This window comes from Methylocella sp. CPCC 101449 (genome assembly GCF_031921685.1).
Lineage (GTDB): Bacteria > Pseudomonadota > Alphaproteobacteria > Rhizobiales > Beijerinckiaceae > Terripilifer.
The window spans coordinates 1,741,900-1,767,205 of record NZ_JAPDHU010000002.1 but is presented as its reverse complement, the minus strand read 5'-3'; the positions used below and the strand labels follow the sequence as shown (position 1 = coordinate 1,767,205).

Sequence of the window (25,306 nt, the reverse complement as noted above, 5' to 3'; positions counted from 1 at the left end):
ATGACCCAGTTCAACATCGCCCTTTCGCCTCTCGTTCCGAGCCTCGTTCTGGCGCTGCTGGCGCTGGGCGCGATCATCGTCATCGCGCTGAGCTTTTGGGCGCGGCGCAAGGGCGCGTGGCTGCGCGCGCTCGGCCTTGGGCTGATCTTGTTTTCGCTGGCTGATCCCTCGCTGGTGCGCGAAGACCGCGATCCCTTGAAGGATGTGGTCGCGGTCGTTCTCGATCGCAGCGCCAGCCAGTCGATCGGCGAGCGCACGGCGCAGACCGACCAGGCGAAGGAACAGATCGAGAAATCGCTGGCCGCGCTCGGCAATGTCGAAACCCGCGTCGTTGAAGCGGGCGGCGGCGATGCGGATGCCGATGGCACGCGTTTGTTCTCGGCCTTGTCTTCAGCCTTGGCCGACGTGCCGCCGGAGCGGGTGGGGGGCGCCTTCATCGTCACCGATGGCGTCGTCCACGATATTCCGGCGCATCCCGATCTGCTCGGCTTCAAGGCGCCTGTTCATGCCTTGATCACTGGTCATGAAGGTGAACGCGACCGGCGTATCGAACTGGTCGAGGCGCCGCGCTTCGGTCTCGTCGGTAAGGATCAGACGATCACGGCGCGCATTCTCGATTCCGCCGATCGCGGCGAGCCGGTCGAATTGGTGGTGCGTCGCGACGGTGCTGAAATCTCGCGGCAGCGCGTGCGCACGGGCGCGACCGTGCGCGTCAATGTCCGCGTCGAGCACGGTGGCCCGAATGTGGTCGAGCTGGAAGTGGCGGCTTTGGACGATGAGCTGACGGCGCTCAACAACAAGGCCGTGGTTCTCATCGAAGGCGTGCGCGACAAGCTGAAAGTGCTGCTGGTCTCCGGCGAACCGCATGCGGGCGAGCGCACCTGGCGCAATCTCTTGAAGTCGGACGCCAATGTCGATCTCGTCCATTTCACCATTCTGCGCCCGCCGGAGAAATCAGGCCTCGATGGCACGCCGATTTCGGAACTGTCCCTCATCGCCTTTCCGACGGCCGATCTGTTCGGCCGCAAGATCCGCGAATTCGATCTGATCATTTTCGATCGCTATTCGAACCAGACGGTGCTGCCGCCCGTCTATTTCGAGAATATCGTCCGCTTCGTGCGCGAGGGCGGCGCGCTGTTGATCGCCGCCGGGCCGGACTATTCCGGGCGTGACGGTCTGTTCTTCTCGCCGCTGGGCAAGATCGCACCGGCACGGCCGAGCGGCGATGTGATCGAGAAAGCCTTCCGCGCGCAGATCACCACCATGGGCAACCGGCATCCGGTGACGCGCGGTTTGCCGGGTGCCGATCAGACGCCGCCGGCCTGGAGCGAATGGTTCCGGCAAGTCGATGCGGAGCCTCTGCGCGGCACGCCGGTGATGTCGGGCATCGACAACAAGCCGTTGCTGTTGCTGTCGCGCGAAGAGAAGGGGCGTGTCGGCCTGTTGCTCAGCGATCAGATCTGGCTGTGGGCGCGCAATTATCAGAACGGCGGCCCGCATCTCGAATTGCTGCGCCGGCTGGCGCACTGGCTGATGAAGGAGCCGGAACTCGAGGAAGAAGCTTTGCGTGCGACGGCGCGCGGGCGTGAGATTTCCATCGAGCGGCAGAGCCTCAAAGACGCAATCGATCCGGTGACGGTGACGTCTCCATCCGGCAATTCGCAGATCGTCTCCTTGAAGGAAGCCGACCCCGGCATCTCGCGGGCGCAGGTGCGCGTCAGCGAGCCCGGTCTCTATCGGCTCACCGATGGCGAACTGACCGCGCTGGTCAATGTCGGCGCAGAGAATCCGGTCGAATTCCGTGAAGTGGTTTCGACCTTGGACAAGCTGCGGCCATTGGTCGAGGCGACGGGCGGCACGGTGCGGCGCATCTCGGCCGGCAGCGGCGATGCCATCAGTCTGCCGCGCTTCACGGCGATGCGGGACAGTCCGCTCTATGGTGGGTCGGATTACGTGGCGATCCGGCGTACGGGCGCCAGCGTCGTCACCGGTATCGGCGTCGCGCCGCTCGCCATCGGATTCCTCGGATTGCTGGCGCTGCTCGGCAGCGTGCTGGTCGGCTGGCTGTGGGAAAGCCGTCGGCGCGGCGAGGCCTGATCGTCATCCAATAGGTTTCCTGATTTCAGAACGTCGCCCTCGATTGCGTGCTAGTCGACGGCTGTTTGACTTAAATATAAGTTGTGACTTATATTAGCGTTGGCTTTTAAAGAGGGATCTGTGATGTTTGAAGTTGCCCATTTGTTGGGTGCCGAGGTGCGCACGGTGGTGAAGCGCGAGCACCAAGGTAAACCGGCCAACGTGGTCATCGCGACCGTCACCTATGACGCCGATCTGGAAGATCTTTGGGATGCGGTTACCAACGCCGAACGTATTCCGCGCTGGTTTCTGCCTGTCACGGGAGAGCTGCGCCTGGGAGGCCGCTATCAATTGCAGGGCAATGCCGGTGGCACGATCACCGAATGCGAGGCACCGAAGCGGCTGGCGCTGACCTGGGAGTTTGGCGGCGGCGTGAGCTGGGTGACGGTCGACCTTGCCGCTTTGGGCGATGGGCGCGCTTCGCTTCGTCTCGAACATGTCGCCGAGGCGACGGGAGATGCAGCGGAATTTTGGAGCAAATATGGACCGGGTGCCGTTGGCGTCGGCTGGGATCTCGCCTTGAGCGCGCTGGCCAAATATCTTGTCACCAAGGTCGCCGTCGATTCAGCCGCTGCGCATGCCTGGATGGCGGCGGACGAGGGCAAGGCCTACATGACGGCGAGCAGTCTCGCCTGGCGCGACGCGGCCCTGGCTTCCGGTATCTCACGCGAGGCAGCGGAAGCGATGGCGAAGGCGACGACCGCTTTCTATACGGGCGAAGGATAAAGACGATCCATGCACGCATTCGACGTCCTGGGTGATCCGGCGCGCCGGCGCATCCTGGAGCTTCTTTCAACAGGAGAATTGACCTCCGGTGCGATCGTGACGGTCATTCAGAAGGAATTTGGCATCACTCAGGCGGCGGTCTCTCAACATCTACGCGTGTTGCGCGAGAGCGGCTTTGCCGTCTCGCGGCCGGAGGGGGCGCGGCGCGTCTATTCCGTCGATCCCGCACCGTTGCAACAGGTCGATGCGTGGCTCAACCAGTTCCGGCATTTCTGGACGCGCCATCTGTCGGCGCTGTCGACGGAGATTGCGCGCGGCAAGAAACAGCGCGCGGCCGACGAGCGAAAATCCTAGAACGCCCGCCCGATCCGGCCATTGAGGGTTTCGAAAGCGCCTGGCCGCAATTCGCAATGGAGCAGGCGGGCCGGATCGACTGGGCCGGGCAGGGTGAGTTTGCCCATGGGCACTGGCTTGAAGCCAAGCCGGGCGTAATAGGGCAGGTCGCCGACCAGGATGACGACGCCGTGGCCGGCGGCGCGAGAAGCTTCGATCGAGGCCAGAGCCAGAGCTTCGCCGATGCCGCGTGAGCGATAGGCGGGTTCGACCGTCAGCGGCCCGAGCAGAACCAGCTCCTGCTCGCCGCAGCGCGCCAGGGTCATCAGATTGGCACCGATCAGGAGCGAGCCGACATAGGCGACCCGCGAAAGGTTGAAATCGGGCGCCACGCCTTCGCGCAGACGATAGGCGGAGCGCGAGAACCGGCCGGGACCGAAGACGCGTTCGTCGAGCCGCTCGATCAGCGGCAGATCGGCGGGGCGCATGGGCCGCAGATCGAGGGCGGCGAGATCAGGGGGCGGAACGGAAGGGGGGGAGCCGGGGTCGGACATGCGGTTCCCATAGACTATTTCGGTAGGGATCGGAAACCTTCACCAATGCGCGGCCGGGGGCTTGTTTTGGAAAATCTCGTCCAAACGTTCGCGGGTGCCGCGGGTGGTCGTGTCGGGTAGGCTATCGAGGGCGAAAAAGCGGGCTTCGAGGATTTCCGCATCGGCCAAGCGGGGGCCGGTCACGGTGAAATCGCGCACGATATAGAGCAGCACATGATCGCGGCGCGAGGCGCGGTGGTTGAAGAAAATGCCGTGCAGGACGGGGGCGCGGCCGACCTGGATATGGCCTTCCTCCAGCAGTTCGCGGCCGAGGGCCTCCAGGGCTGTTTCGCCCGCTTCGACGCCGCCGCCGGGCATGTGCCAGCCGGGAACATAGGAGTGGCGGACCAGGAAAATGCGGCCCTCCCTGTCGATCACCGCGCCGCGCACGCCCAGGGTGATCGGGCGGGCGAGCCGGAAATAAAGATGAAAGAGTCGATTTCTCAGGCTGTTGAGGCGATTCTTCAAGAACATGATTCAGGCTGCCAGGCGGGTTTCCCTCTCATCCGCCTGAGATTTGCGGCGAGAGCAAGCCCTTGCTTCCATCTTGAATCAAGGCAACCAGCCATCTCGCTGCAAAAGCTGTGGCATTGGTCTTAGATTTAAATTAGAACTATTCTAAATTAAATGGTGGCGGCGTGTTGGCGTTTTCGGCTGCACTGTCGCGAGTTGGAGACTGATTTTGAAATCCTTTGCCGAATTGAGCGAGCGCGAATTGCTTGCGGTGGCGATTTCCTCCGAGGAGGAGGACAGCCGGATCTACATGTCCTTTGCCGAGGATTTGCAGGACCGCTATCCGGCGACGGCCCAGGTCTTCACCGAGATGGCGGAGGAGGAGAATCAGCATCGCCGCCAGCTCCTCGACATCTATGAAGACCGCTTCGGCCAGCACCTGCCGCCGATCCGGCGCGAGGATGTGAAAGGCTTCCTCAAACGCCGGCCGGTCTGGTTCAGCAAGAACCTGCCGATCGAGACCGTGCGCAAGGAAGCCGAAACGATGGAAGTTCAAGCGTCGCGCTTCTATACCCGCGCCGCCGAGCAGACGACCGATGTCGGGATCCGTAAGTTGCTTGGCGACCTGGCGCAGGTCGAGAAGGAGCATCGTCAGACGGCCAGCCGGCTCGAGCGGGCGCATCTCACCGAAGCGGCAGTCGCCCGGGAGGACAACACCAAGCGGCGGATGTTCGTTCTGCAATATGTCCAGCCAGGCCTCGCCGGCCTGATGGACGGATCGGTCTCGACATTGGCGCCGCTGTTCGCGGCCGCCTTCGCCACGCACAGCAATTGGCAGACCTTTCTTGTCGGTCTGGCCGCTTCCATTGGCGCCGGCATCAGCATGGGCTTTGCCGAGGCGCTGTCCGACGATGGCTCGATCACCGGGCGCGGCTCGCCCTGGCTGCGCGGCGGCATTTGCGGCTTGATGACCGCTTTGGGCGGCCTCGGCCATACGTTGCCTTATCTGGTGCCGGACAGTTGGCAGAATGCGTTTTGGATCGCCACCGGCATCGCCAGTTTCATTGTCCTGATCGAACTCTGGGTGATCGCCTGGATCAGATCGCGGTTCATGGACACGCATTTCCTGCAGGCCGCTTTCCAGGTGGTGCTCGGCGGTATCATCGTATTGCTGGTCGGCATATTGATCGGCGGCGCCTGAATTTTCGTTTTGCGAGAATCGGAGCCGGGCTTTTGTTCAAGCGGCAAACGAAAACGCCGGCGCGAGGCGCCGGCGTCGTGAATGTCAGCTTGCGATCGCGTCAGTAGCAGACGCGAACCGGGCGGCGCACCGGCCCATAGGGCGACGGCACAATGCGATATTGGACCACGCAGTGCGGGCGCGGGCGAACCATTGGCGGCCGATAGTGCGGCGGACGGTGGCCCCAATGTCCGCCGTGCGGCGGCCGTTGCCAGCCTGGGGGACGGCCAGGAAAGCCGGGATTGGTGATCGGCGGCCGGGCAACCGGCGGGCGAACACCAGGGGGACGAACAGCTGGCGGCCGGGCGCCCGGGTGCCCCAGGGGCCGGGTGGTAGGGAAGCTCTGAGTCGTGGGACCGCCCTGGGCAAGGGCATCGCCAGCCACGGCAAAACCGCCCGCCAGGAGGGCGGCGCCAACCAGAGCCAGTTTGCGCAATCCGATACCCATTCTGCCAACTCCTTGATTCTGCGTTCGGTATATACACCGTACAGGAAGAATGTCGGACATCGACTGAATAGGGGTTGAATTCCCCATTCAACTCCGGTTCATATATGTTAATCAGGCGTTTAGGAGATTTTCGCCAAGAGGCTGGAACTCCTTCATTCTTCACGCGTTTTGTCTTTTGAACAGGGGCTCACAGGCGATCACGGATCGTCCTAGAACAAAAGCGCGCAAGCAGCTTTGGCTGGCAGACAGGAGACGAAGATGACGATAGCAGGATTGGCTGCTGTTCTCCCTCAACGTCGAACGCGGGCGTTGTCGCAGAAGGCGACGGCCGAACCGGAGACACCACACCACGATCTGGCGACCGCATATGTGATGCGGTTTCTCGGTGCCATGACCGTGGCCATTGTTATCCTGGGTATTGCCGCGTTCCTGGTTTGAGGACCAGACGAAAAACGGGGTAGTTCGACCAACAGACGCGCGCTTCGCTTCCGGCGGAGGGCGCGTTGTTTTTTCTGGCATCTAGGGGCTGGCCGGTGCCGGATGAGGGGATTGAACCCCCGACCTTCGGTTTACAAAACCGCTGCTCTACCGCTGAGCTAATCCGGCTGCCGGTGCCGATCAGCTAGCAGCGTGAGGGCGCCGGTGCAATCGGGCCAAGGCAATTTTTCAGGCCAATTCCATCGGCGAAACATGAAACCCTCCGGCTGGAGTGCAGCCGGAGGGTCCTTCGCCAAGCGGGCGGAGAGGGCAGTCTAGCCCGCCGGTGCGAAATCAGTAGCAGACACGCACCGGGCGGCGGTAACCGACCACATCACCCCAGGCATTGTAGATCGGACGCTGGCGCAGTTCGCAGCCATAGCCATAGGCCGGAGCGGCGTAGCTCGATTGCGAGGCGGCGATGGCGCCACCGACGATGGCCGCGCCGAGCAGGCCGACGGCGAGGCCGCCATGGTGATGATGCTTCCAGCCGGCCGAGGCAGGCGTGGAGGAAACCGCGAAGGTCGCAACCAAAGCGAGGGCGCCCAGGGTGGCGGTGAAGGTCTTCTTCGAAATCGCGTTCATGATGCTCTCCCACAAGTCCTGGCGTTGAGATCATTCCCGAGCGCCGATGATTGCAGGATAGGCGGCGTGCGCGAGGACGGCTGTGCGGCCGCGCACGAGGCGAAGAGCAACGAAAAAGCCCCGCGGTTTCCCGCGGGGCTTCTGTCTCAAGGTCTCGCGAAGACTACTTGCTGTCGTCGGCGTAGATGTCGCGGTTCTTCGTTTCCGGCAGCAGGAGCAGACCGATCACGAAGGTCATCAGCGCGACGATGATCGGATACCAGAGACCGGCGAAGATATTGCCGCTGGCTGCCACGATGGCGAAGGCTGTGGGTGGCAGGAAGCCACCAAACCAGCCGTTGCCGATGTGATAGGGCAGCGACATGCCGGAGTAGCGGATGCGGGTCGGGAAGAGTTCGACCAGCAAGGCTGCGATCGGCCCGTAGACCATCGTCACGAAGATGACGAGGATGAACAGAATGCCGATGGCTGTGAGCGAGCGGCTATTGCTGAGTACCTCGCCGACGGACGGCGTCTTGAGGATGGTCGCGTCATTGGGCGCTGGGTAGCCGGCCTTGATGGCCGCGCCGACCAGTTCAGCCGGGACCGACGGTGCATCGGCACCATTGATCGTGGCCTTCAGCGGTGAGCCAGCGGGACCGGGCACAAGATCATAATGGATCGAGCTTGTGGCCAGTGTCCGACGGATCACGTCACACGGCTTGGTGAAGGTGCGCACGCCCACCGGGTCGAAGAGCACACTACACTCGGCGGGATCGGCGGTAAGGGTGAGTTTGACCGTCTCCGTCGCGTTGATCAGCTTGGGATTGGCCGTCTTGGCCAACATGGTGAACAGCGGGAAGTAGGTCAGCGCCGCGATGAGGCAGCCTGCCAGCAGAATCGACTTGCGGCCGATCTTGTCCGACAGCCAGCCGAAGAAGATGAAGAACGGCGTACCGATCAACAGGGAAACCGCGATCAGTAGATTGGCTGTCGTGCCGTCGACCTTCAACGTTTGTGTGAGGAAGAACAGGGCGTAGAACTGGCCCGTGTACCAGACCACGGCCTGACCGGCGGTGCCACCGAGCAGCGCGATGAGCGCGATCTTGGCGTTGTCCCAGCGACCAAAAGCTTCCGTCAGCGGCGCCTTGGAGGCGGTGCCTTCGGCTTTCATCTTCTGGAAGGCCGGCGATTCAGCAAGCTGCAACCGGATCCAGATCGACACGGCGAGCAGCAGGATCGAGACCAGGAACGGAATGCGCCAGCCCCAAGCGTTGAACGCTTCCGGCGACATGCTGAGACGCAGCGTCAGAATAACGATCAGCGACAGGAACAGGCCGACGGTGGCCGTTGTCTGAATCCACGATGTGTAGAAGCCACGGCGATCTTGCGGGGCATGTTCGGCGACGTAAGTAGCCGCGCCGCCATATTCGCCACCAAGGGCCAGACCTTGCAGCAGGCGGCAGATGATGAAGGCTGCGGGCGCCAGATAACCGATCGTATCAAAGCCAGGCAGCAGGCCGATGACGAAGGTGGCAATACCCATGATCGTCATGGTGACGAGGAAGGTATATTTGCGACCGATCAAGTCACCGAGACGGCCGAAGAACAGAGCGCCGAAGGGGCGAACGGCGAAGCCCGCCGCGAAGCCGAACAGCACGAAGATGAATTTCGCGGTGTCGTTGGTGCCGGGCACGAAGGTCGCCGCGATATTCGCCGCAAGCGAACCTGCCAGATAGAAGTCATACCATTCAAAGACCGTACCGGCGGAGGAGGCGACGATGACCTTGCGCTCCTCCTTGGTCATCGGCCGCGCCTTTCCATCGGCCGCGATGCTCGCTGTGCTCATTTTCAGCTCCACTTTTTCGCAGGCGATACTGGCTCGGGTTACGGCGCAGGTGTCGCGTGCGGGCCCTCCGTTTGAATTTGGTCGCCGGCACGAGCCATGCGGCCTGAAGCGAAGCCGGGACGGCATTGGCGCCCCGGAGCTTCGATTCAATCCGGCCTTATGGTGCCGAACGTCATCTGCTTTACGACTGGGCTGTTGGGAGTCCATGCATCAAGGTTAAATACTTCGTCTAATGCGAGTATATCGGGCGGTGCGGAAAGAGATATTTGTGCCTGCGGCGCAGGGCTTTTTCTTGCTTACTCGACTTTTGTCGAGTGTCGATGGAAGCAGGCCCTACTATTGGGGATGAAAGTAGAGCCTTAGTCTTTGATCGTTCGCCTAAAGTCTAAGGCTCAAGACAACTATCAGTAGTTCGACGGTGGTGTGATCGCGCGATCGTATGGCGTGGATGGCAAAGATTGTTTGGCTTTGTGACGGCCGATCGCGTTAAGATGGCGGTGAGGAGGCCACCTCGCGTCGGAGTTTTTCAATGCGATCCTCTTCTCTCAAGATGGTCCTTGCGGTGGGCGCCTGCGCGACCGTTCTCACGGGCGCCTATCCCATCGCAGCGAAGTCCGGTGCCATGGCGGCACCAGCCGTTGCTGTCGGTCGGCCTGCGCCGGCACCTGTCGTGCAGCGACCGATTGCGCCTCGACCAAATCCATCTGGGCCAATCGCACAGCCGGGGCACCCGACGCCGGGGATGCAGGGGCAAATGCGCCCGCCCCATCATCATCCGGGATGGCCAGGGCGCCGCTTCACCAGCGTCGTTCCCGGTGTGCCGTTTTCCGCTTATTCGATGGGATGGGCAGAGCCGCTGACCCAATCCTCTGAGCCGCTCAACGCAATCTATGAGGCGCCCTATGGCGGCTATTATCGCCCGCCGACGCCTTGCGTGCCGCCAACCATCATTATCATCGGTAGTGGCATGAAGGGCGCGGTGACACCGCCGACCGCAAACGGTGGCTGCACCACGCCGCAGGTCGTCTATCAGAAGCGTGCGGATTTGCGGCCGGCTGAGCCGCGCCGCAACAAGAAGCGGACGCGCTACTGACGGGCGAGGCTGGCGCGCACCAAAGTGAGCGCTACGGCGCAGGCATTGGAGACATTCAGGCTGCGGATCGGGCCTGGCATGTCGAGCCGTGCGAGCACATCGCAATTCTCGCGCGTGAGACGGCGAAGTCCTTTGCCTTCGGCCCCGAGCGCCAGTGCGAGCGGCGCATGCAGCACTGTCGCTTCGAGCGAGGCGGGTCCATCGGAATCAAGGCCGACCCGCAAAAAGCCTTCGCGACCGAGATATTCCATCGCCCGTGCCAGATTGACCACGCTGATGATGGGAACATGTTCGAGGGCGCCGGAAGCGGCCTTGGCGAGAATGCCGGTCATAGCCGGCGAGTGCCGTTCGGTGGTGATCAGGGCCTTGACGCCGAAGGCGGCGGCGGTGCGCAGGATGGCGCCGACATTGTGCGGATCGGTGACCTGATCGAGCACGAGCACGACGCCTTCCGGCGCCAGATCGGTGATGTCGAGGGTTTCGAGGGGGCGAGCCTCGACCAATATGCCTTGATGCACGGCATCGGGCGGCAGGCGCTGGGCGATCTCCTCGGTCTCGACGACGAGCGGGGAAATTTTGCGCGCCGCCAATTCCTGTTCGAGGCGTTGCGCCGCCGCCGGCGTCGCATAGACGCGGACGATTTTCCGTCGTTCGGCCTTCAGGGCTTCGGTCGCGGCGTGAAATCCGAAAATCTGGACGATGTCGGGATCCGGCCGATGGCTCGGCTGGTGCGACCGGCTGCCGCGCTCGGCGTGGAATCGCCCTTGGCGAGCGGGGTGGGGGCGGCCGTCGGACTGTTGGCCGCGCCGGTTTTCCCCGCCCTTTTGCCCGCCTTTATTGCCGCTGAAATGTTTGGCCAAAACGCTCTCACCCCATGAATTCGGTGGGTCTCTTCTCACGGGTGGCCCAGATAGGCAAATGAAGGCGCGCAAGGGGTTGACAGGGGCGGAGCGGCTTTCCATAAGCGGCGCTCACGGAGACGCCCCGTTCGCGGGGTCCGTCCAGCCGGCCCCGGCCGGCATGCCAGTCCCCTCGGGACAGGATGGCTCCGGGGGAATGTCCCGAGCGGCAAAGGGGGCGGACTGTAAATCCGCTGGCTATGCCTTCGCAGGTTCGAGTCCTGCTTCCCCCACCATTCTCTTTTAGAGCTTGAGAACTCTTTAGCTTCGAGCCCGGCGGATCGAAGCGCTATTTCGAATATCTCAGGATGACGTAGAGCCCGAGAGGGTTCGTCAGCGCGTAGCGCCAGAAAAGGCGGCGCGGCTCCATGAGCATGCGCCAAAACCATTCGAAGCCAGCCTTCTGCATCCACAGCGGCGCGCGCAAGGTCTTGCCGGCCAAGTGATCGAAAAGTCCGCCTGAGGTTTTAATGAGGCCCACATTGGTGAGCTGGGGGGCGAAGGCGCGCACGAAAACCTGCTCTCTTGGGACACCGAGACCGAGCCATAGGATATCGGGTGCCAGCGCGTCGATCTCCGCGAGTTTCGCCTTAAGCGCGTCGCCGATGAGGTAGCCATGGCAGTGACCGGCAATGCGCAAGCCAGGATAACGGGCTTTGACCGTCTCGACGGCCTTCTTGTTTTCGCTCTCGCTCGCTCCCAGAAAATAGAAGCTGACGCCTTCGCTTTCGGCGAGGCTCGCGACATCGTGAAAAAGATCCGTCGTCGCGACGCGTTCCGGCAAGGGCATGCTGCACAGCCAGCGCGAGGCAATGACAAGCGGTTGCCCGTCCGCCAAGATGTGATCGGCGTCTCGAAAGAGCGCGGCGATTTCCTTGCTCGTATGTGCTCGCGCGATCACCTCGCCGTTGGCGGAGGTGGAATAATAGGGCAAGCGACCCGAGCGAGGCCTTCGCCCCACGTCGATCATAAAAGATGCCGCGTTCTTGCGATCCATCACTGTGATCGGCATGCCACCAAGTAAGATCGTGGGAAACGAGCCAGCGGAGTCGAGATCCGCCTGGTCTCGCTTCGCAAATGTATCGGTTGCCACGAATGCGAAAGAAGCCGAGCCTTGCTTCGGGCAAAGCTCGTTAGGTCCGCTGACAACCAGATCCCGTCCGCCAATCTTACGTTGAAAAAGCCGTATGAAATTAACCATTTCAAACGTTCCGCCTAATCCAACCTAATTGGTATCATTATCTTTTTTGGCGGTGAGCGGGTGGTCTATCTGTCCGGGTAGTAAACAGTCATGATTACCGACGTGCTAATGAACTTCCTCAAGAGTGTTTTAAATAGCTGGTATCTGGCTCGTTTAAGCATATCGGCCGTAGAGACTTCTGAAGCGTGCGCTGCAGGCGCAACACTGCGCTTTGTCGTGATCGTCGAGCGCTGAAGTAACCATGCGCAAGGCTCGCGCTGGTTAATCCGTACATTTGTATCTATCACTTGAGCAAGGAATAGAGCCCCTTCGAACGTGAGCGGTAACCGCGTTCTTTGCCGAAGGATTATTCCATTGGCTGACGATGCAAGTAAGCATGAAGCTCCGATCGATCACCATGCGGCTGCCAGCCGCGTGCGTGCGTCGCTCATTGCGCTTGCTAAGGATGGTGCATCTGCCACGTTGATCAAGCTTGCCAGCGCGGCGCTTTCGTTTGTCTTGTTCGTCGCTGTCGCGATGGTGACAGATGAGCGCCAATTCGGCCTCTACAGCGCCGCCTATGCGGGTGCCAGTTTGGTTTCTTTCTTTGCTTCGGTCGGGCAGCAAGGGACGGTTCTGCGGTTTTGGCCTCAATATGCCGGAAACAACGATTTGAGTTCCGCGCATGGCATCATGTTGCGGGCAATTACCGTGGCTTTGTCCGGCCTGATACTCTTCAGCCTTCTCATTCTGGTGATCGGCATTCTACCGATCGCGAGCCGAGACGTTCCCGAGTGGCGTGCGCTGTGCACGGCGACGGCGCTTCTTGCATTTGCTCTTGGCTGGTCGGAATTCACGTGTGGCGCTTTCAGGGCGAAAGGCTTGCTTCTTTTCGGCCTTCTTCCGCGCGACATCGTATGGCGCGTCATCTCCATCATTGCCTTCGGCGCGATCTACCTTCTCCATTCCAAGATCGATGCCGTTACGGCCGTCTATGTCACCGCCGCCTTGCTGATCGTGGCGGTCATTCCTCAAACCTTTCTTCTGCTGCGCGATACATGGCGTGCGGCCCCGAGCCCGCTTACGGCCCGGCAAAAAGCAGACTTCCAGCGCGTCACTCTTGGCATTTGGGGCGTGACGTCGATCCCGCCGGCGCTGGCGCAAGTGAGCACTCTGCTCGTCGCGGCGATCCTGGGACCGGAAATGGCCGGTGCCGTTTTCGTTGCCGACAGAACCACGCGGCTCGTCGTGCTGGCGCTGAACGGCATCAATCAGGCGCTGGCGCCGCAGATCTCCGGTGCCTTCTACACCGGCGACGTGCCTCACGTGCAGCGCATCACCAGTCTTGCCGCGCTTGGCGGCTTTGTCATCGCGCTTTTCGTACTCGCCACGTTCTGGATCTTCGGCGAAGCCATTTTCGCGATCTTCAATCCGGCTTATGCGACGCCCACCATGCATACGACGCTGGTCATCTTCTGCCTTGGAGCGACGATTGGAACGGCTTGCGGCCCAACCGAAATTCTCTTGCAAATGACCGGCCTGCAGCATGCGTTGTTCAAATTGCTGGTGGCCGTCAATGTCGTCGGGCTGTGCGTGACGGCTGCTGCGACTTATGCCCTGGGCCCCGTGGGGGCCGCGATGGGGATTGCTGGCACGGTCATCGTTTGGTGTTTGATCGCCGTATCGATCGCCAAACGGAAGATCGGCGTCGATCCCTCCATTCTCGGCCTCTTCGGACATAAGGATGGATTTTCTGTTCGTCTGTTTTCCAATCGTCTGTTTCCCAGGGCTCGCACGTGAAAATCGTCCAAGTCCAAACTCAGGCGGAAGCGGCTGGCGCCCAACGCATCTCCGACATGGTCGGCCATGGCCTGCGGGAACGCGGGCATGAGGTCAGGACGGTCTTCATGTATCGGAAGACCCACGCCTTCGATCTCGATCCCTATGCCGACTTCATCTTGCGGGAGGAACCGCGCGGAGTGTTGGGACGCACACGCGCTGCTTTTGGATTGGCCCGATATCTCAGTCGAGCGCGTCCCGATGCGGTCATCACCTTTCAGCACTATGGCAATATCATTGGCGCTGTCGCGGCGCGTTGGGCTGGCGTCCGCAGGGTCGTCGCCAATCAAAGCGGCGCGCCGCAGACCATGGGAATATTGGCCTCGATCGACAAGGTCATCGGCTCCGTCGGTCTCTATCAGGCCAACGTCGTCAATTCGGAATGGACCAAGGCGCAGTTCGATCACTACCCTTACGGCTATCAAAAGATCATCTCGCATATCAATCATGGTGTTCCGATCTCATCGACCCGTTTCGATAAGGCGGAGGCAAGAGCCAAGTTTGGATTGCCGCAGCACGTCTGGCTGGTCGTGACATCGGGCAGAATTGTAAAATCGAAGAACCATCTCGTTCTGGTGGCGGCGCTCGAATCTCTTCCAGACGTTCATATGGCGCTGGCCGGTGTCGGGCCGGAACAGGAGGCGCTTGTGGATTGCGCTGGAAGACACGGTGTTCTGGATCGGGTGCATCTGGTGGGGGAGGTGCCGCCGGAGCAGATGTTCGAGTTTCTGGCGACAGGGGACGCCTATGCATTTCCCTCTTTGACCGAGACGTTTGGCCTGGCCGCCGTTGAGGCCGCCATGGCTGGATTGCCGATCGTAGCCAATAATCTCGATGTTCTTCGCGAGGTTCTGACGACGCAAGACGGACGATCGGCCGCCTTGTTCGTGGAAGCCAATGCGCAAGATATGGCCCGCGGACTTGCCGAACTGAAAGCGCAGCCGCAAATGGCCGCCGCTCTTTCATCGGCCGGTTTGCAACTCAAGCAAAAATATTCGGTATCGCGGATGTGCGCCGGCTATGAGGCGCTACTTCGTGCGTGAGCTTTTGCGCATGGCGCCGATGCCGTCGATGACCTCCAGCTGGCCGCTCCGATTCAGCGTGTGGATTTGCAGGTAGAGCCAATCGCCCTCCGTCGCGATCGGTTGCGGTGAAGAGAGGCGCATTTTCTCCCGGTCGAGATGCACGAGTTCGGCCAGACCAAGACCGCCGCCATAGCCAAGCGATCCGTCTTGCAGGGGAAGAACGAGGCGCCCGGATCGGGTGCGCACGAAGGCTCCGCCGGGGCGCGCCATGCGGTGGTCGATGACGATCGGATTGAGGGCATGCTGTTTCCACGGGCCCCGGAGTTGAGATGCGTAGAACACCGCGAGCGTATCGGACGTGCTGCCATATCCGTCGCGCAGGGTGGCAAACAGCCAGAGGAGGCCGTTGTGATCGAGCAGGGTGGCGTCGGAGATCTCGCCCTCCAGCAGGATCGTGTCCGGCGTCCAACGGTACGGAAATTCAACGGCGCGGTAGAGCGTCAGCCGTCCGCTGGCGCTGGCCTCGGGCAGCATCCAGATCACGCCGTCACGTTCAAACACCTGCGGATAGGAGAGATGATGCGGCTCCTCCAGGACGATTTGAGGTTGTTGTGGCGTTTGACGGGAGTCGAACGGAACGACGGAGATGACCGCCTTGCCTGTCGCGTGGGGATAATCCTCGACGAAGAGGAAGTCCTGCCCCTGCCACTGAAAGGCGAAAGGGTCGGCATAGAAATGATCGGCGGGGCTTGGCAGAACCGACCATCCCGTTCCGAGCTTGCCGTCCTCCGCAACGCTGGCAACGGCGTCGAAACGATAGCCGACGTGCCAGTGAGCATGACGATAGGATAGGCGACGGATGGCTTCGCGTGTCAGGCGGGGCAGGGCTTGGGTCAGATACGAGCGCAGGAACGGCGAGGCGTCGCCCCCGTCAAAGCCTTCGCCCAGTTGAGCCTGAGTGCCGATCCGGCCGTCAAAGAAGCTGTGAACGACGGAAACGGCGAGGGTGACCGCGCGCGCAAAGATGTCTTCCGCCGCCAAGGCCGTCGATTCCCGTCTGTCGATCATTGGCCGCGCGCGGCCGATGACGGTCGTTCGATCCAGACGGGCCTCGACAACGGGCATGGTGCCCGCCGCCGCCGTCGTCGCGACGGACGTATCCAGATCATGTCCGTTGAACGTGAAAGAGATGGTTGGCGTTTCGGTGGGAGCCGCCGATCCCGTGAGGTCGAGGCGCAGGCTGGGGCGCCGAGGCCGCAGTGCTTGCGGGATTTGCGGGGTTGGCGCAGCCAGGCTGAAGGCTTTTCGGCGGAAGAGACGTCGTTCCAGGGCTAGGATGGAGGTCGTGGTGAGGGGCCAGCGCGCCGCTTCGGGCTGATGCAGGACGGCGACATCATGTCCTTCCGCCTGAAGGCGCTCGATGAGAAGCTTCTGCCAGCCACGCGGCGCGATCGGCGGAACGATGACATCAATGGCCGGCATAGCTCCGCCCGCAGCTTGGTGGCCAGGACCCGCTTCGCCGCAAAGGTTACTCCGGGATTGTTTTACCAATGGCTAATGTTCGAGCGGCCACGGTTCTCGGCGGCAAGAATTCGTTAGAAGCCAAACTGTATCATGATCAGTCACCAAGGAACGTGTCGCTCCAGAGGTGACCATGGCAGTGCTTGGCAAGATACCGGTTGGTCTGAATTGCCGCCCGATCGCTGAAGCCGATTGGGAGGAGGTCATGAGCTGCCTGTGCCGGGGATTTCCTCAGCGCGATCGCGGCTACTGGGCGCAAGCGCTTTCCCGGCAGTCGCAGATGCCGGCGGTGGCCGACTTTCCCCGCTATGGTTTCGTCTTGGAGATCGAGGGCAAGGTCGTCGGCGTCGTTCTGACGATCTATGTTCTTCACCAGGGGCCGGAAGGAGAGCATGTTCGCTGCAATCTTTCGAGCTGGTACGTGGATGTCGACTATCGTCCCTACGCGAGCAAAATGATCGCGGTGCTTTTGCGGCAGAGGACCGTGACCTTCATCAATGTCTCGCCGGCGCCCGATACGAGAAAGGTCAACGAAGCACTCGGCTTTCGTCTCTTTTCCAAAGGGCAGTTCGCTTTCCTTCCGGTGTTGAATTCGATGCGCTCGTCCTATCGCGTCTTGGAGGTCAAGCCGGACTTGCCGGAGCTGGCGATGCTGCCTGAGAGCGAGAGGCGCATGCTTCTCGAACATGCAGCCTTGGGATGCTGGTCTTTGCTCTGCGTGGACCAGGAAGCGGCCTATCCGTTCGTATTGATGTCGCGCAAAAGTTGGGGCGGCCTGGTGCCGACGTGCCAGGTCATCTATTGCCGCGATATGACGGAGCTGAGCCGCTGTGCCGGCGCGCTTGGGCGGTTCCTTCTGCGGAAAGGAATGTTCATCACACTTGTCGATGCCGTTGCATCGGTGCCCAATCTCGTCGGGCGCTATTTCGACGATCGGGGCGTTAAGTATGTCAAAGGGCCAAATCCTCCGCCCCTGGGGGATTTGACGTTTACGGAGCTTGTTTTGTTCGGTCCTTGACGGAATACCGAGGTATTCAATTATAGCGGATGTATCTGAAAACTCTGGGATACTTGACCCCCACGACGGTTCTATGCTTCAAACCTGTGCGGCTCGCTTCTAGCCACTCGTTGTTGCAATAGTTTGGCCAGATTTCTCGGCTAGCGGAACCCGGCGCAATTCCACGTTTTGCAGATCGTTTCGATGTCCGTCTTCAAACATCTATTCTCTTACATCCTTCCGCATGGCGTCGGTATTCAATCGAATATTCGTCATTGGTTGCTGAGGCTCCGTGCGCGCCAGACCGTAGCGGTTCCGCTTCGCGTTGCTCTCGACTACGACGTCATGACTTTCGTCGCCGAACGGCAAAAGGTTGCGACGCACGATTTTCTCGGTGCTCTCGCCCGTTCCGAAGGCCAGGCGCATGTCTGGTTTTTGGAAGAGGCTGATGCTCTGCTTTTCAAGCAGGAATTCGCCAAATACGATCTGAGCATTGCTGCGGACTATCTGCATCAGGCGGGCAAGCCTATCGACAAGCCGGTGGCTTTCTAAGTCGGCCAAGATCGTTGCTGTTCCGGCGATCCCGTTTCATTTGCCGAAAAACGGGCTATCCTCATATTCAATGATTTAACGTCCTGCCTTTACCGTACAGGCAAGGCGTCTATCGTCACGGCCACATTTCTTAAGCGCAGCCTCTGACCGTGACCGCCTGCTCGTTTGGGGCTTCTTCCCCATCCTCGAGAAACTCGTCGGCCGTCGTGTCTAACAATAGCTCTCGCAGCGGTTTAGATCACATGTTCGAGGTTACGATCGAGAATTCATTCGATTTCCGATCGAAGGAATATGCGGCTCTCTTCTCGAATTCGGCGGCAACGGCGTTTCAGCATCCCATTTGGCTCACCAATCTTTACGAGAAGATCATAGCGCGTGGCGATGTCGAGCCGCTCGTTATCGCCGTGCGGGAGCGGTCCGGTGCCCGCCTCGCCATGGTACTCCCCATGGTGAAACGCCGATACGCCGTGCTTAAAATTGTCGGTTTCGCCGACATGGACGTCTGCGATTACATCTCGCCGGTCGTCGACCATGCGACTTTTCAGCGTATCATCGAAGATGCGGCCGTGACTGCCGCGATCCGCAATTGCATCAAGCCCTACGATATTCTGCGTATCGGCAAGATCGTCGACCCGTTTCTGCCATTGGAGCGTCTATTTAACGTCAATGGGCGCGCCAGCATGAACGTGAGTGCCTATGCCAGTAAATTGGAATCCAGCTTCGCGGCCTGGCGAGAGGCGCGTCTCAGTCGATCCTATCGAAAACGGTTGGACAAGAAATCGCGGCAGCTTCACCGCATGGGGGACGTATCGTTTTCCAGCGTCGAGAAGCCAGCGGCGATCCAAACGATATGCGAGGCTTTGAGGGTTTATCGGGGCAAGCGTTTCGACGGGAGCAGGGGGCCCGCAGATCTTCTTCAATTGCCATCCTACTACGCGTTCTACGCGGCGGTGGCCACGGAGGGACTGGGCCGTTTCGCCCGCACCTATGCCATTTGGATGGATGGTCGGCCGATCGCCGGCGCGCTTGGACTGGCGCATCGAAACGCCTTTCTCGTCATCCTGGTCGGCTTCGATGCGGCGACCTACGCCAAGCAGTCGATCGGCAGTTTGCTGTTCGAGAAGATCGCAGAAGATTGCATCAGACGCGGCGAGGCCTACCTCGATTTCACGATTGGCGACGAGCCCTATAAGCGCAAGTTTGGCGGGCTGGCATCGCCGATGTGGCAGGTTCATCAGATCGGCAGCTTCCTGGGCGGCGCGACACAGCTGGTGATCGACAAGCTGCCGCTGAGCAGAGCCGTCGCCGGACGCCTGATCCGAGGTCGTTCCAAAAGCCGATCGGAGCCCGCTTCGTAGGCCATCCCCTTCAGGAAAGAGGCTGCAGTCCCTCTTGTCATGTTAAAGCTTCTGAGCTGGCCTGTGTTCCCGCCATTCATTTGATAAAGCGCATATATTCTCCTTTCGCATGCCGACGGGTAACCTTAACGAACGGCTAATCTTAGCTCGGTATACTGCGGTAGCCTGAAATCGGGAGTTTGCGCGCGCGTCGGGGAAAACGGATGACATCGGCCAATTCGGACGAGCACGCGCTGCCGCCGCTGTTCGACTTCCATGCGACCTGGCATATCCTCTGGGCGCGCCGCAGGGCCGTATTGGCAACGATGGTCATCGCTCTGCTCGCGGCCCTTCTCTATCTCGCCGTGACCAAGCCTCGATATACGGCGACGGCTTCCGTCCTGATCGATCCACGCGATTCACGCGCCACCAATCTGAGCAGTGTCCTTCCCGGGATCGGCGCGGACAGCGCCGCCATCGCCAGCCAGGTTTTCGTCATTGAATCGAGGAACCTGCTGATCGACGTTTTCAAGACCCAGGGCATGGACAAGGATCCCGAATTCGCTGATCGGGGCCTCCTGGCGCGTCTGTTCTCGCTGTTCGGTTCGGAGGATAGTTCAGAGGCGGCCTTTAAGCGCTTTCAGGACAAAGTCTCGGTCGAGCGCAAGGGACTGACCTATGTCGTCAACGTCAACTTCGCGTCTGAATCGTCCGACAAAGCGGCTCGGATCGCCAATGCCATCGTCAATCATTACAAAGCGAGCCTGTCGAAGGAGAGAGAGCTTGCCAATAACGATGCAAATACGCTTCTGACCGAAAGAATAGGCAGCCTGCAGAAAAGCGTCAGCGATGCCGATCGTGCGATCGAAGACTTTAAAGTCGAGCATAATATTCTGACCGGTACGGCCGGTGGCACGCTGCAATCTCAGATCGATCAACTGACGACGCAGCTCATCACCGCACAGAACGATGTCGATCAGGCGCAGGATAAATACAATCTGGCGCAAGCGGCGGGCACATCTGTCAATGGCCTGGCGCGGCTCTCGCGGGTTGTTTCGAGCGGCGCCATCGATCGTCTGCGCGACGATTACAATCAGCGCGCGACAGCACTTGCCAATTCGGCGATGGTCTATGGTCCTCGCCATCCCGTCATCGAGCGCCAGCAATCCGAATTGGAGCGCGTGAGATGGCTGATGGCGGCGGAGGCTGGGAGAATACAACAGGAGCGCAAGTCCGAATATAATCTTGCCGTGCAAACCGCCAAGAAGCTGCAGTCGAAGCTCGATGATCTCAGAAATCAGTCCAAGAGCTCCGACATCGCGCAAGTGCAGCTTCGGCAATTGGAAGCCCGGGCGCAGGCGGCTCGCGTGGTCCTGGATGATTTTCTGAAGCGCGCGCAAGAGACGTTGCAGATGCAGGGGCTGCAACCTTCCGAGGCGCGGGTTATCGCGACTGCTACGGCGCCGGCACGTCCGACTTGGCCGAGGCCGTCGCTGATCCTTCCGGCCAGCGCATTGCTCGGTCTCATTTTCGGATCGGGCCTGGCCCTGATGCTCGGGCCTCTAAAGCAGAAATGAGGAAGCGGGGCTGGCCATGAAAGGGCGATCTGCCGGCCGACCTGCGAATGTCCCTCGGCGAGGAACGGCCTTATCGCGGCGAGAAACCCTGCTCGGCGCGCTTGCTCTTTCTGCCTCCGGACATGCCAGCGCCGCGCCCGCGCGTCCGATGCCATCGCGCGGTTTCAATCTTCCGGGCTGGGTCGACAAAGCGCAAGGGCTTGCGCCAGGGCGCGATGTTTTGGAAAAACTCCGTCAAACCGGCTTTGAGACCGTCCGGCTTCCGGTGGATGGCGACTTGATTATTGCCGACAGCAAGGCGTTTCCCCGCCGCCTTCACGAAGCGATTGCCGAGCTGACGAAGCTTGGTTTCGCGGTGATGGTCGACATGCATCCATCAGCCAATCTTCATGGCGCCTTTCAGAAGGATGCAACCGCGGCGGCCGTCAGAGTCGAGCAGGCGTGGGCCATTCTTCGCGCCGTCATCGCCGATCTACCGACAGCAACCGTTTATCCTGAATTGCTGAATGAGCCTCCCATGGAACGGACGGCTTGGCTGGGACTGCGCGACAGGCTTGCCGAGAGCGTGCGGGCGAAATGTCCGCTTCACACGCTGATTTGGGGACCGGCGCGCTTTCAAGGGACTTGGGAAATTGAACATACGCCGCCGCTGGCGGATCAAAATCAAATCGCCGCCATTCACTATTACGCGCCGCTGGCCTTCACGCATCAATGCCAGACCTGGGAGATGTCGCCCCTGGCCCGTATCTCCAATCTGCCATTTCCGGCGACGAAGACGCTTCCGCAAATTCAGCAGCTCATTGCCGCGCGCCGCGCGGCGGGAGATGTCGAAGCCGCGGACCTGATCGAAAAAGAGCTGGCGGTGCCCTGGACAACCGATCGGATTTCCTCGGACTTCAAGGCGCTTCAGCGCTGGTCCGCCAAGACGGCATGTCCGGTCATCGTCAACGAATTTGGCGTGCTCAACTTTTGTGTCGATGCCAAGAGTCGAACGACGTGGGTGCGCAGCGTCCGCCAGGCGGCGGAGGCCAATCGGATCGGCTGGACTTATTGGGAGCTCGATCAGGGTTTTGGTTTCATTCGCAGCCGCCAGAGCACGGCGGTATTCGACACATCAATGATCACAGCGCTTTTAGGCAAGTAGAAGCGGCGAGCTAAGGCGGTTCGGCAATGAGCAGCTCAAGTGCAACATCGTCGATCGAGGCACGTCGGCGCCGCTTGAGCTCGTCTCAAATCGAGGCGCTCCTCGACATATGTATCGCGATCGTCGTAACGATGGCCTCGATCGTGGCTATCGCGATCTGGCCGCCGTTCGGCATTTTGGCGACATTCATCCTGACCTTGGTTGTTGTGGTCGTCATCCCGACGAGCGTTCCGGTCATCGTCATTTGTGCTTTTCTCTACCAAAATCTCATCGTTGCCTGGCTGACGCCCTATGTCTCCAGCAATGAGACGTTCGATGCCCTCAGAGGATCCAACTTCGTTATCTTGATGACGGCGTTCGCGCTGTTCTTTTTTGCTTCCTTGCAGCAACGGGCTCGCGCGATCATCGAACTTAGACCATGGTTTTTTCTCAGTATCGCACTTGGTGGCGTGATCGGCTTTTATCTTCTGATCGGGGTTGTGCGGGGCGATCCGAGAGATGCGGTTGTCTATTTTCGTAACACGATCATACCGCTTGCCTGTTTCTATATCGCCCTGATTGCCGCGAGCCTCTATCGCATAGATATCAGGCGGAGCTTGCGTTGGCTCGCTGCCTTGGTGATCGTTTATGGCTATGCCGAGCTGACGTTCACGATGAACTTCCTCGGTCTCTTCCACGGCGATCTTTACATCGAGCGGGGTATCACACGGCAAATCGAGACGGGCGTATGGGAGAAGGCGCTCAGGGATACGGGTTACGTTTTCCTCGGCCTTCAGGACGTGATGATCGCAAATTTTTTCAATACATCGTTTTTCGGCGATGCCTTACCGAAGGTCTTTCGTGTCGGCGGTCCTAATTTCCATCCGATCAGTTTTGCTTATGCTCTCAGCATCATGTCGGCGTGGCTTCTCTTTCGCGGCCACTGGCTTCTGCCCCTCGCGGCGCTGCCGTTGCTTCTGGTCATCGGCTCCAAAGGCGCGATGTTCATGTTGCTCGTGGCGCTCGGCGCGCGTCTCATCTATCGACCGGCCTTGGCCAATTTCACGCTCGCCGGCGTGGTTCTCATCTCCGTGGCCTGGTCCTTGGCCGCCGTGCTCTACGGCATGACCTATGGTGACTACCACGTCTTGGGACTCATCGCAGGCATCCGTGCGTTTCTCGCCAATCCCTTTGGACAGGGGCTGGGCCTTGGTGGCAATTTGTCGACCACGAGTTTCAATCTGAGCTGGGACCAGGCTCAAGCAGCCGGTGCCGCGTCGCTTCCTGTCGAAAGCGCTGTTGGCGTGATGCTTTATCAGATGGGGATCGGCAGCTTCGTTTTCTTCGGCTTCCTCATGGCCATCGCCTTTGTCGCGCGACGGCTTTTGTTGACGACGCGAAACCCCGAATTCCTCTTCGCCTTTGTCAGCGTGATCACGCTCTCGGCCAATGCCGTTCTGCAAGAGGAAGCGTTCTATTCTCCCTTGGCGCTCGGGTTCTGTCTCTTGCTCGCGGGTCTGTCGTTGGGGACGTATTACCGTGAAGCCCAGCCACGGCGAAAGAGACCGCAACCCTCAGAAATCTAGGCTGACGGTGATGCGGGAACACTCCCGCACCGGTTAAGATGCGTCTGGCGCGCGCCTGCTGCTGGAGAGTGTTGGCATGGTGATGGAGGGCAGGGTGGGGGCCGCTGTCGCGACAGCCGACTTCTCCGACGCGCCCATCAGATCGAACCGGCGTTGCAGTCCGACTTGCACTTGGCCCGACCAGAAACTCGGCTGGCCCTGATATTTGGTGTGGCGGGCTGCGACCGTCAGGCTACCGACCAAATCCATCGGGAGGCGGTAGCCATACTCCACGCCGAAGAGATAAGCGGTCGTGACGGCATCCAGTCCCAAATAGTCATCCTGCTTCCAGCGGGCGAAGGCGCCAATCGCACTGGTGGGCGAAAGCTTGTAGGTGCCGCGCAGATCGTAGGCCGTGGACATCACGAGCGCCGAGAACGGCAACGTAGTGTCGAGCATGGTGCGCGAGGCGACGGCTTCGAATGAGAAATCACCAATCGGCAGCTTGGCCCGTCCGGTGTAGAGCACTTTCTGGATATTGGCGAAGTCCCAGGTCGAAGCGAAGCGCGCATTGAAATAGGACAGCGACCCTTCCAGGCTCACGGGGCCGAGCTGACTGTTGAAGAAGAAATTCGGCTGGATGCGATTATGATTGCGCTGCAGGCCGATATAATCGAGCCGCGCGTAACGAACATGCGACAGCAGAAGCGAAAGCCCGAACTCGCCGAACTTGGTTTTGACGGCGCCGCCAGTCAAAGAGCTGAATGTTGCGAACACTTCCGGGTCCGGCAAAAAGCCGCCAAGCGCGAATATGTTTCTTTCGTTCAGCGACGTGATCTTGGTTTCGATGCTGGAGAACGCGCGGAAATCCTTGGTGTCATAGTCCGCGCGCAGGCGCGCGAGCGCATTGGTGGATTGGCGCGAGAAGCCTGTTTCCGTGTTGGCGCTCATCGTGCCGCGAAGTCCGAAATCGTCTTTGAGCGCGACACGCCCTTCCACCGTCATGCTGTGCGCGGACTGCGGCGGCGAAACCGTCATCGAGTAAACATTCGCTCCGGAATCCGCCTTGATCGAAAGCGTTGAATCCGAAGTCGCGCGCAGCATTTCAAAGGACAATGTCTGACCAGCGAATGGGCTCGCCTGTCCATCCAGGATATCGATGGGGTTCGTATCGAAACCGCCGCGCAATCCGATTGTTGCCGCCGCTGTGATATCGGCGCTGTTTTTCTTTTCCTCGGCATGTGCTGGAACGGCAGCGATGACGGCCAAGATTATCAGCCTACGCATGCTTTCCCCAAGCCAGTTATTTCAAATGTTCACGTTAGAAATACTAGTCCTTTAAGGTTAATGATTTATTATTAAAGAGTGTTCTGTTTGAAATTAAAATATAGATCGTATTTAAAATAAAACGCCTCACGAGATGGGGTAATTTGTGGGAGAAATGTTATGAAGATTATAGCATTCGCGACTGCCACTGCTCTTCTCGCTGCGTCTCCGGCTCTGGCCGGCGGTCGAGGTGGTGGTGGGTTGCTCACCGGTGTTATCGGTGGTGTCACCGGCGTTGTTGGTGGCGTTACTTCGGTGGTGTCGGTGGCCAACGTGTCCAACACGCTCAACGGTGTTCGCGTGTTGAACAACTCCCCTATCCTCAATGGTACGACCGTGGCCGTGCCGATCTCGCTCAATGTGTCTAGGAACAGCATCCTGACGCGGGGTCTTCTGTCCGGCGGTGGCGGCGGTCATGGTTGCGGTTGCAACTGAGCATCTGCTTGCCAATGC

At 60.2% G+C, this 25,306-nt stretch carries 24 protein-coding genes and 2 tRNA genes; 16 read left to right on the top strand and 10 right to left on the bottom strand.

Going from position 1 to position 25,306, the window contains the following annotated elements; all coding sequences use genetic code 11:
• The 3 genes from OIM99_RS19385 to OIM99_RS19375 all read left to right on the top strand — a co-directional run bounded on the left by OIM99_RS19385 (position 1) and on the right by OIM99_RS19375 (position 3,216).
• A complete protein-coding gene (locus OIM99_RS19385; protein WP_311852093.1) occupies positions 1–2,097 on the top strand; it encodes a hypothetical protein in 2,097 nt (698 codons plus the stop codon).
• A 123-nt stretch (positions 2,098–2,220) separates the two neighbouring features.
• The gene (locus tag OIM99_RS19380; protein WP_311852092.1) at positions 2,221–2,862 is read left to right on the top strand and encodes an SRPBCC family protein; all 642 of its coding nucleotides are present in this window, start codon (positions 2,221–2,223) and stop codon (positions 2,860–2,862) included.
• Positions 2,863–2,871: 9 nt separating this feature from the next.
• Positions 2,872–3,216, top strand: coding sequence for a metalloregulator ArsR/SmtB family transcription factor (locus OIM99_RS19375; protein WP_311852091.1), 345 nt, complete (start codon positions 2,872–2,874; stop codon positions 3,214–3,216).
• Here the strand turns inward: OIM99_RS19375 and OIM99_RS19370 are convergent.
• Both OIM99_RS19370 and OIM99_RS19365 read right to left on the bottom strand, forming a co-directional pair.
• On the bottom strand, positions 3,213–3,749 hold the full coding sequence (locus tag OIM99_RS19370) for a GNAT family N-acetyltransferase (RefSeq protein WP_409371525.1): 537 nt from the start codon (positions 3,747–3,749) through the stop codon (positions 3,213–3,215). The two genes, OIM99_RS19375 and OIM99_RS19370, sit on opposite strands and share 4 nt — an antisense overlap.
• Before the next feature lie 39 nt (positions 3,750–3,788).
• The gene (locus OIM99_RS19365; RefSeq protein WP_311852090.1) at positions 3,789–4,262 is read right to left on the bottom strand and encodes an NUDIX domain-containing protein; all 474 of its coding nucleotides are present in this window, start codon (positions 4,260–4,262) and stop codon (positions 3,789–3,791) included.
• A gap of 208 nt (positions 4,263–4,470) precedes the next feature.
• Here OIM99_RS19365 and mbfA point away from each other — a divergent pair, with 208 nt between their 5' ends.
• A complete protein-coding gene (mbfA, locus tag OIM99_RS19360; protein WP_311852089.1) occupies positions 4,471–5,442 on the top strand; it encodes an iron exporter MbfA in 972 nt (323 codons plus the stop codon).
• 100 nt (positions 5,443–5,542) lie between these two features.
• Here the strand turns inward: mbfA and OIM99_RS19355 are convergent, their stop codons facing one another.
• Positions 5,543–5,929, bottom strand: a complete 387-nt coding sequence (locus tag OIM99_RS19355) for a hypothetical protein (RefSeq protein WP_311852088.1) — start codon at positions 5,927–5,929, stop codon at positions 5,543–5,545.
• A 258-nt stretch (positions 5,930–6,187) separates the two neighbouring features.
• Here OIM99_RS19355 and OIM99_RS19350 point away from each other — a divergent pair, with 258 nt between their 5' ends.
• Complete coding sequence (locus OIM99_RS19350) at positions 6,188–6,367, top strand: hypothetical protein (RefSeq protein WP_311852087.1); 180 nt, start codon at positions 6,188–6,190, stop codon at positions 6,365–6,367.
• Between the two features lie 96 nt (positions 6,368–6,463).
• Here the strand turns inward: OIM99_RS19350 and OIM99_RS19345 are convergent.
• From OIM99_RS19345 to OIM99_RS19335, 3 genes are all read right to left on the bottom strand, one after another.
• Positions 6,464–6,535 (bottom strand) — tRNA-Thr (locus OIM99_RS19345).
• Between the two features lie 165 nt (positions 6,536–6,700).
• Positions 6,701–6,991: a hypothetical protein gene (locus tag OIM99_RS19340; RefSeq protein ID WP_311852086.1), complete on the bottom strand. Its 291-nt coding sequence runs from the start codon at positions 6,989–6,991 to the stop codon at positions 6,701–6,703.
• Between the two features lie 163 nt (positions 6,992–7,154).
• Positions 7,155–8,819, bottom strand: coding sequence for an MFS transporter (locus OIM99_RS19335; RefSeq protein ID WP_311852085.1), 1,665 nt, complete (start codon positions 8,817–8,819; stop codon positions 7,155–7,157).
• A 754-nt stretch (positions 8,820–9,573) separates the two neighbouring features.
• Between OIM99_RS19335 and OIM99_RS19330 the strand changes: the two genes are divergently transcribed.
• Positions 9,574–9,912 (top strand): hypothetical protein, encoded by a 339-nt coding sequence (locus OIM99_RS19330; protein ID WP_311852084.1) that lies wholly within the window; start codon positions 9,574–9,576, stop codon positions 9,910–9,912.
• Here the strand turns inward: OIM99_RS19330 and rlmB are convergent.
• Positions 9,906–10,772: a 23S rRNA (guanosine(2251)-2'-O)-methyltransferase RlmB gene (gene rlmB / locus OIM99_RS19325; RefSeq protein ID WP_311852083.1), complete on the bottom strand. Its 867-nt coding sequence runs from the start codon at positions 10,770–10,772 to the stop codon at positions 9,906–9,908. The two genes, OIM99_RS19330 and rlmB, sit on opposite strands and share 7 nt — an antisense overlap.
• 190 nt (positions 10,773–10,962) lie before the next feature.
• On the opposite strand from rlmB, the gene OIM99_RS19320 reads away from it, so the two are divergent.
• Positions 10,963–11,047: transfer RNA gene (locus OIM99_RS19320), tRNA-Tyr, on the top strand.
• A gap of 53 nt (positions 11,048–11,100) precedes the next feature.
• Here the strand turns inward: OIM99_RS19320 and OIM99_RS19315 are convergent.
• Positions 11,101–11,808 carry a WecB/TagA/CpsF family glycosyltransferase gene (locus OIM99_RS19315; protein ID WP_311852082.1) on the bottom strand — a complete coding sequence of 236 codons (708 nt, stop codon included), beginning with the start codon at positions 11,806–11,808 and terminating at the stop codon, positions 11,101–11,103.
• Positions 11,809–12,366: 558 nt separating this feature from the next.
• On the opposite strand from OIM99_RS19315, the gene OIM99_RS19310 reads away from it, so the two are divergent.
• Positions 12,367–13,791: a lipopolysaccharide biosynthesis protein gene (locus OIM99_RS19310; protein WP_311852081.1), complete on the top strand. Its 1,425-nt coding sequence runs from the start codon at positions 12,367–12,369 to the stop codon at positions 13,789–13,791.
• A complete protein-coding gene (locus OIM99_RS19305; protein WP_311852080.1) occupies positions 13,788–14,873 on the top strand; it encodes a glycosyltransferase family 4 protein in 1,086 nt (361 codons plus the stop codon). The genes OIM99_RS19310 and OIM99_RS19305 overlap by 4 nt, the downstream gene beginning before the upstream one ends.
• Here the strand turns inward: OIM99_RS19305 and OIM99_RS19300 are convergent.
• Positions 14,859–16,337: a hypothetical protein gene (locus tag OIM99_RS19300; protein ID WP_311852079.1), complete on the bottom strand. Its 1,479-nt coding sequence runs from the start codon at positions 16,335–16,337 to the stop codon at positions 14,859–14,861. The genes OIM99_RS19305 and OIM99_RS19300 overlap by 15 nt on opposite strands.
• A gap of 172 nt (positions 16,338–16,509) precedes the next feature.
• Here OIM99_RS19300 and OIM99_RS19295 point away from each other — a divergent pair, with 172 nt between their 5' ends.
• From OIM99_RS19295 to OIM99_RS19270, 6 genes are all read left to right on the top strand, one after another.
• Positions 16,510–17,394, top strand: coding sequence for a hypothetical protein (locus OIM99_RS19295; RefSeq protein WP_311852078.1), 885 nt, complete (start codon positions 16,510–16,512; stop codon positions 17,392–17,394).
• Between the two features lie 183 nt (positions 17,395–17,577).
• Positions 17,578–17,925, top strand: coding sequence for a hypothetical protein (locus OIM99_RS19290; RefSeq protein WP_311852077.1), 348 nt, complete (start codon positions 17,578–17,580; stop codon positions 17,923–17,925).
• A gap of 149 nt (positions 17,926–18,074) precedes the next feature.
• Positions 18,075–19,283, top strand: coding sequence for a GNAT family N-acetyltransferase (locus tag OIM99_RS19285; RefSeq protein ID WP_311852076.1), 1,209 nt, complete (start codon positions 18,075–18,077; stop codon positions 19,281–19,283).
• 203 nt (positions 19,284–19,486) lie between these two features.
• Complete coding sequence (locus OIM99_RS19280) at positions 19,487–20,839, top strand: GumC family protein (RefSeq protein ID WP_311852075.1); 1,353 nt, start codon at positions 19,487–19,489, stop codon at positions 20,837–20,839.
• A 16-nt stretch (positions 20,840–20,855) separates the two neighbouring features.
• Positions 20,856–21,983: a cellulase family glycosylhydrolase gene (locus tag OIM99_RS19275; protein ID WP_311852074.1), complete on the top strand. Its 1,128-nt coding sequence runs from the start codon at positions 20,856–20,858 to the stop codon at positions 21,981–21,983.
• A gap of 26 nt (positions 21,984–22,009) precedes the next feature.
• On the top strand, positions 22,010–23,548 hold the full coding sequence (locus OIM99_RS19270) for a hypothetical protein (protein WP_311852073.1): 1,539 nt from the start codon (positions 22,010–22,012) through the stop codon (positions 23,546–23,548).
• Between the two features lie 33 nt (positions 23,549–23,581).
• Here OIM99_RS19270 and OIM99_RS19265 read toward each other — a convergent pair whose 3' ends face one another.
• Positions 23,582–24,796, bottom strand: coding sequence for a hypothetical protein (locus OIM99_RS19265; protein WP_311852072.1), 1,215 nt, complete (start codon positions 24,794–24,796; stop codon positions 23,582–23,584).
• A gap of 177 nt (positions 24,797–24,973) precedes the next feature.
• On the opposite strand from OIM99_RS19265, the gene OIM99_RS19260 reads away from it, so the two are divergent.
• Positions 24,974–25,288, top strand: a complete 315-nt coding sequence (locus OIM99_RS19260) for a hypothetical protein (RefSeq protein WP_311852071.1) — start codon at positions 24,974–24,976, stop codon at positions 25,286–25,288.
• Positions 25,289–25,306 lie beyond the last annotated feature (18 nt).

Bases quoted from the DNA above. Each gene is read 5' to 3' on its own strand.
- OIM99_RS19295 (WP_311852078.1), top strand. From the start codon at position 16,510: ATGGCAGTGCTTGGCAAGATACCGGTTGGTCTGAATTGCCGCCCGATC.
- OIM99_RS19355 (WP_311852088.1), bottom strand. From the start codon at position 5,929: ATGGGTATCGGATTGCGCAAACTGGCTCTGGTTGGCGCCGCCCTCCTG.
- OIM99_RS19280 (WP_311852075.1), top strand. From the start codon at position 19,487: ATGACATCGGCCAATTCGGACGAGCACGCGCTGCCGCCGCTGTTCGAC.
- OIM99_RS19340 (WP_311852086.1), bottom strand. From the start codon at position 6,991: ATGAACGCGATTTCGAAGAAGACCTTCACCGCCACCCTGGGCGCCCTC.
- OIM99_RS19375 (WP_311852091.1), top strand. From the start codon at position 2,872: ATGCACGCATTCGACGTCCTGGGTGATCCGGCGCGCCGGCGCATCCTG.
- OIM99_RS19370 (WP_409371525.1), bottom strand. From the start codon at position 3,749: ATGTCCGACCCCGGCTCCCCCCCTTCCGTTCCGCCCCCTGATCTCGCC.
- OIM99_RS19290 (WP_311852077.1), top strand. From the start codon at position 17,578: ATGTCCGTCTTCAAACATCTATTCTCTTACATCCTTCCGCATGGCGTC.
- OIM99_RS19330 (WP_311852084.1), top strand. From the start codon at position 9,574: ATGCGCCCGCCCCATCATCATCCGGGATGGCCAGGGCGCCGCTTCACC.
- OIM99_RS19315 (WP_311852082.1), bottom strand. From the start codon at position 11,808: ATGGATCGCAAGAACGCGGCATCTTTTATGATCGACGTGGGGCGAAGG.
- OIM99_RS19300 (WP_311852079.1), bottom strand. From the start codon at position 16,337: ATGCCGGCCATTGATGTCATCGTTCCGCCGATCGCGCCGCGTGGCTGG.
- OIM99_RS19365 (WP_311852090.1), bottom strand. From the start codon at position 4,262: ATGTTCTTGAAGAATCGCCTCAACAGCCTGAGAAATCGACTCTTTCAT.
- OIM99_RS19270 (WP_311852073.1), top strand. From the start codon at position 22,010: ATGAGCAGCTCAAGTGCAACATCGTCGATCGAGGCACGTCGGCGCCGC.
- OIM99_RS19275 (WP_311852074.1), top strand. From the start codon at position 20,856: ATGAAAGGGCGATCTGCCGGCCGACCTGCGAATGTCCCTCGGCGAGGA.
- OIM99_RS19385 (WP_311852093.1), top strand. From the start codon at position 1: ATGACCCAGTTCAACATCGCCCTTTCGCCTCTCGTTCCGAGCCTCGTT.
- OIM99_RS19350 (WP_311852087.1), top strand. From the start codon at position 6,188: ATGACGATAGCAGGATTGGCTGCTGTTCTCCCTCAACGTCGAACGCGG.
- OIM99_RS19380 (WP_311852092.1), top strand. From the start codon at position 2,221: ATGTTTGAAGTTGCCCATTTGTTGGGTGCCGAGGTGCGCACGGTGGTG.
- OIM99_RS19260 (WP_311852071.1), top strand. From the start codon at position 24,974: ATGAAGATTATAGCATTCGCGACTGCCACTGCTCTTCTCGCTGCGTCT.
- OIM99_RS19335 (WP_311852085.1), bottom strand. From the start codon at position 8,819: ATGAGCACAGCGAGCATCGCGGCCGATGGAAAGGCGCGGCCGATGACC.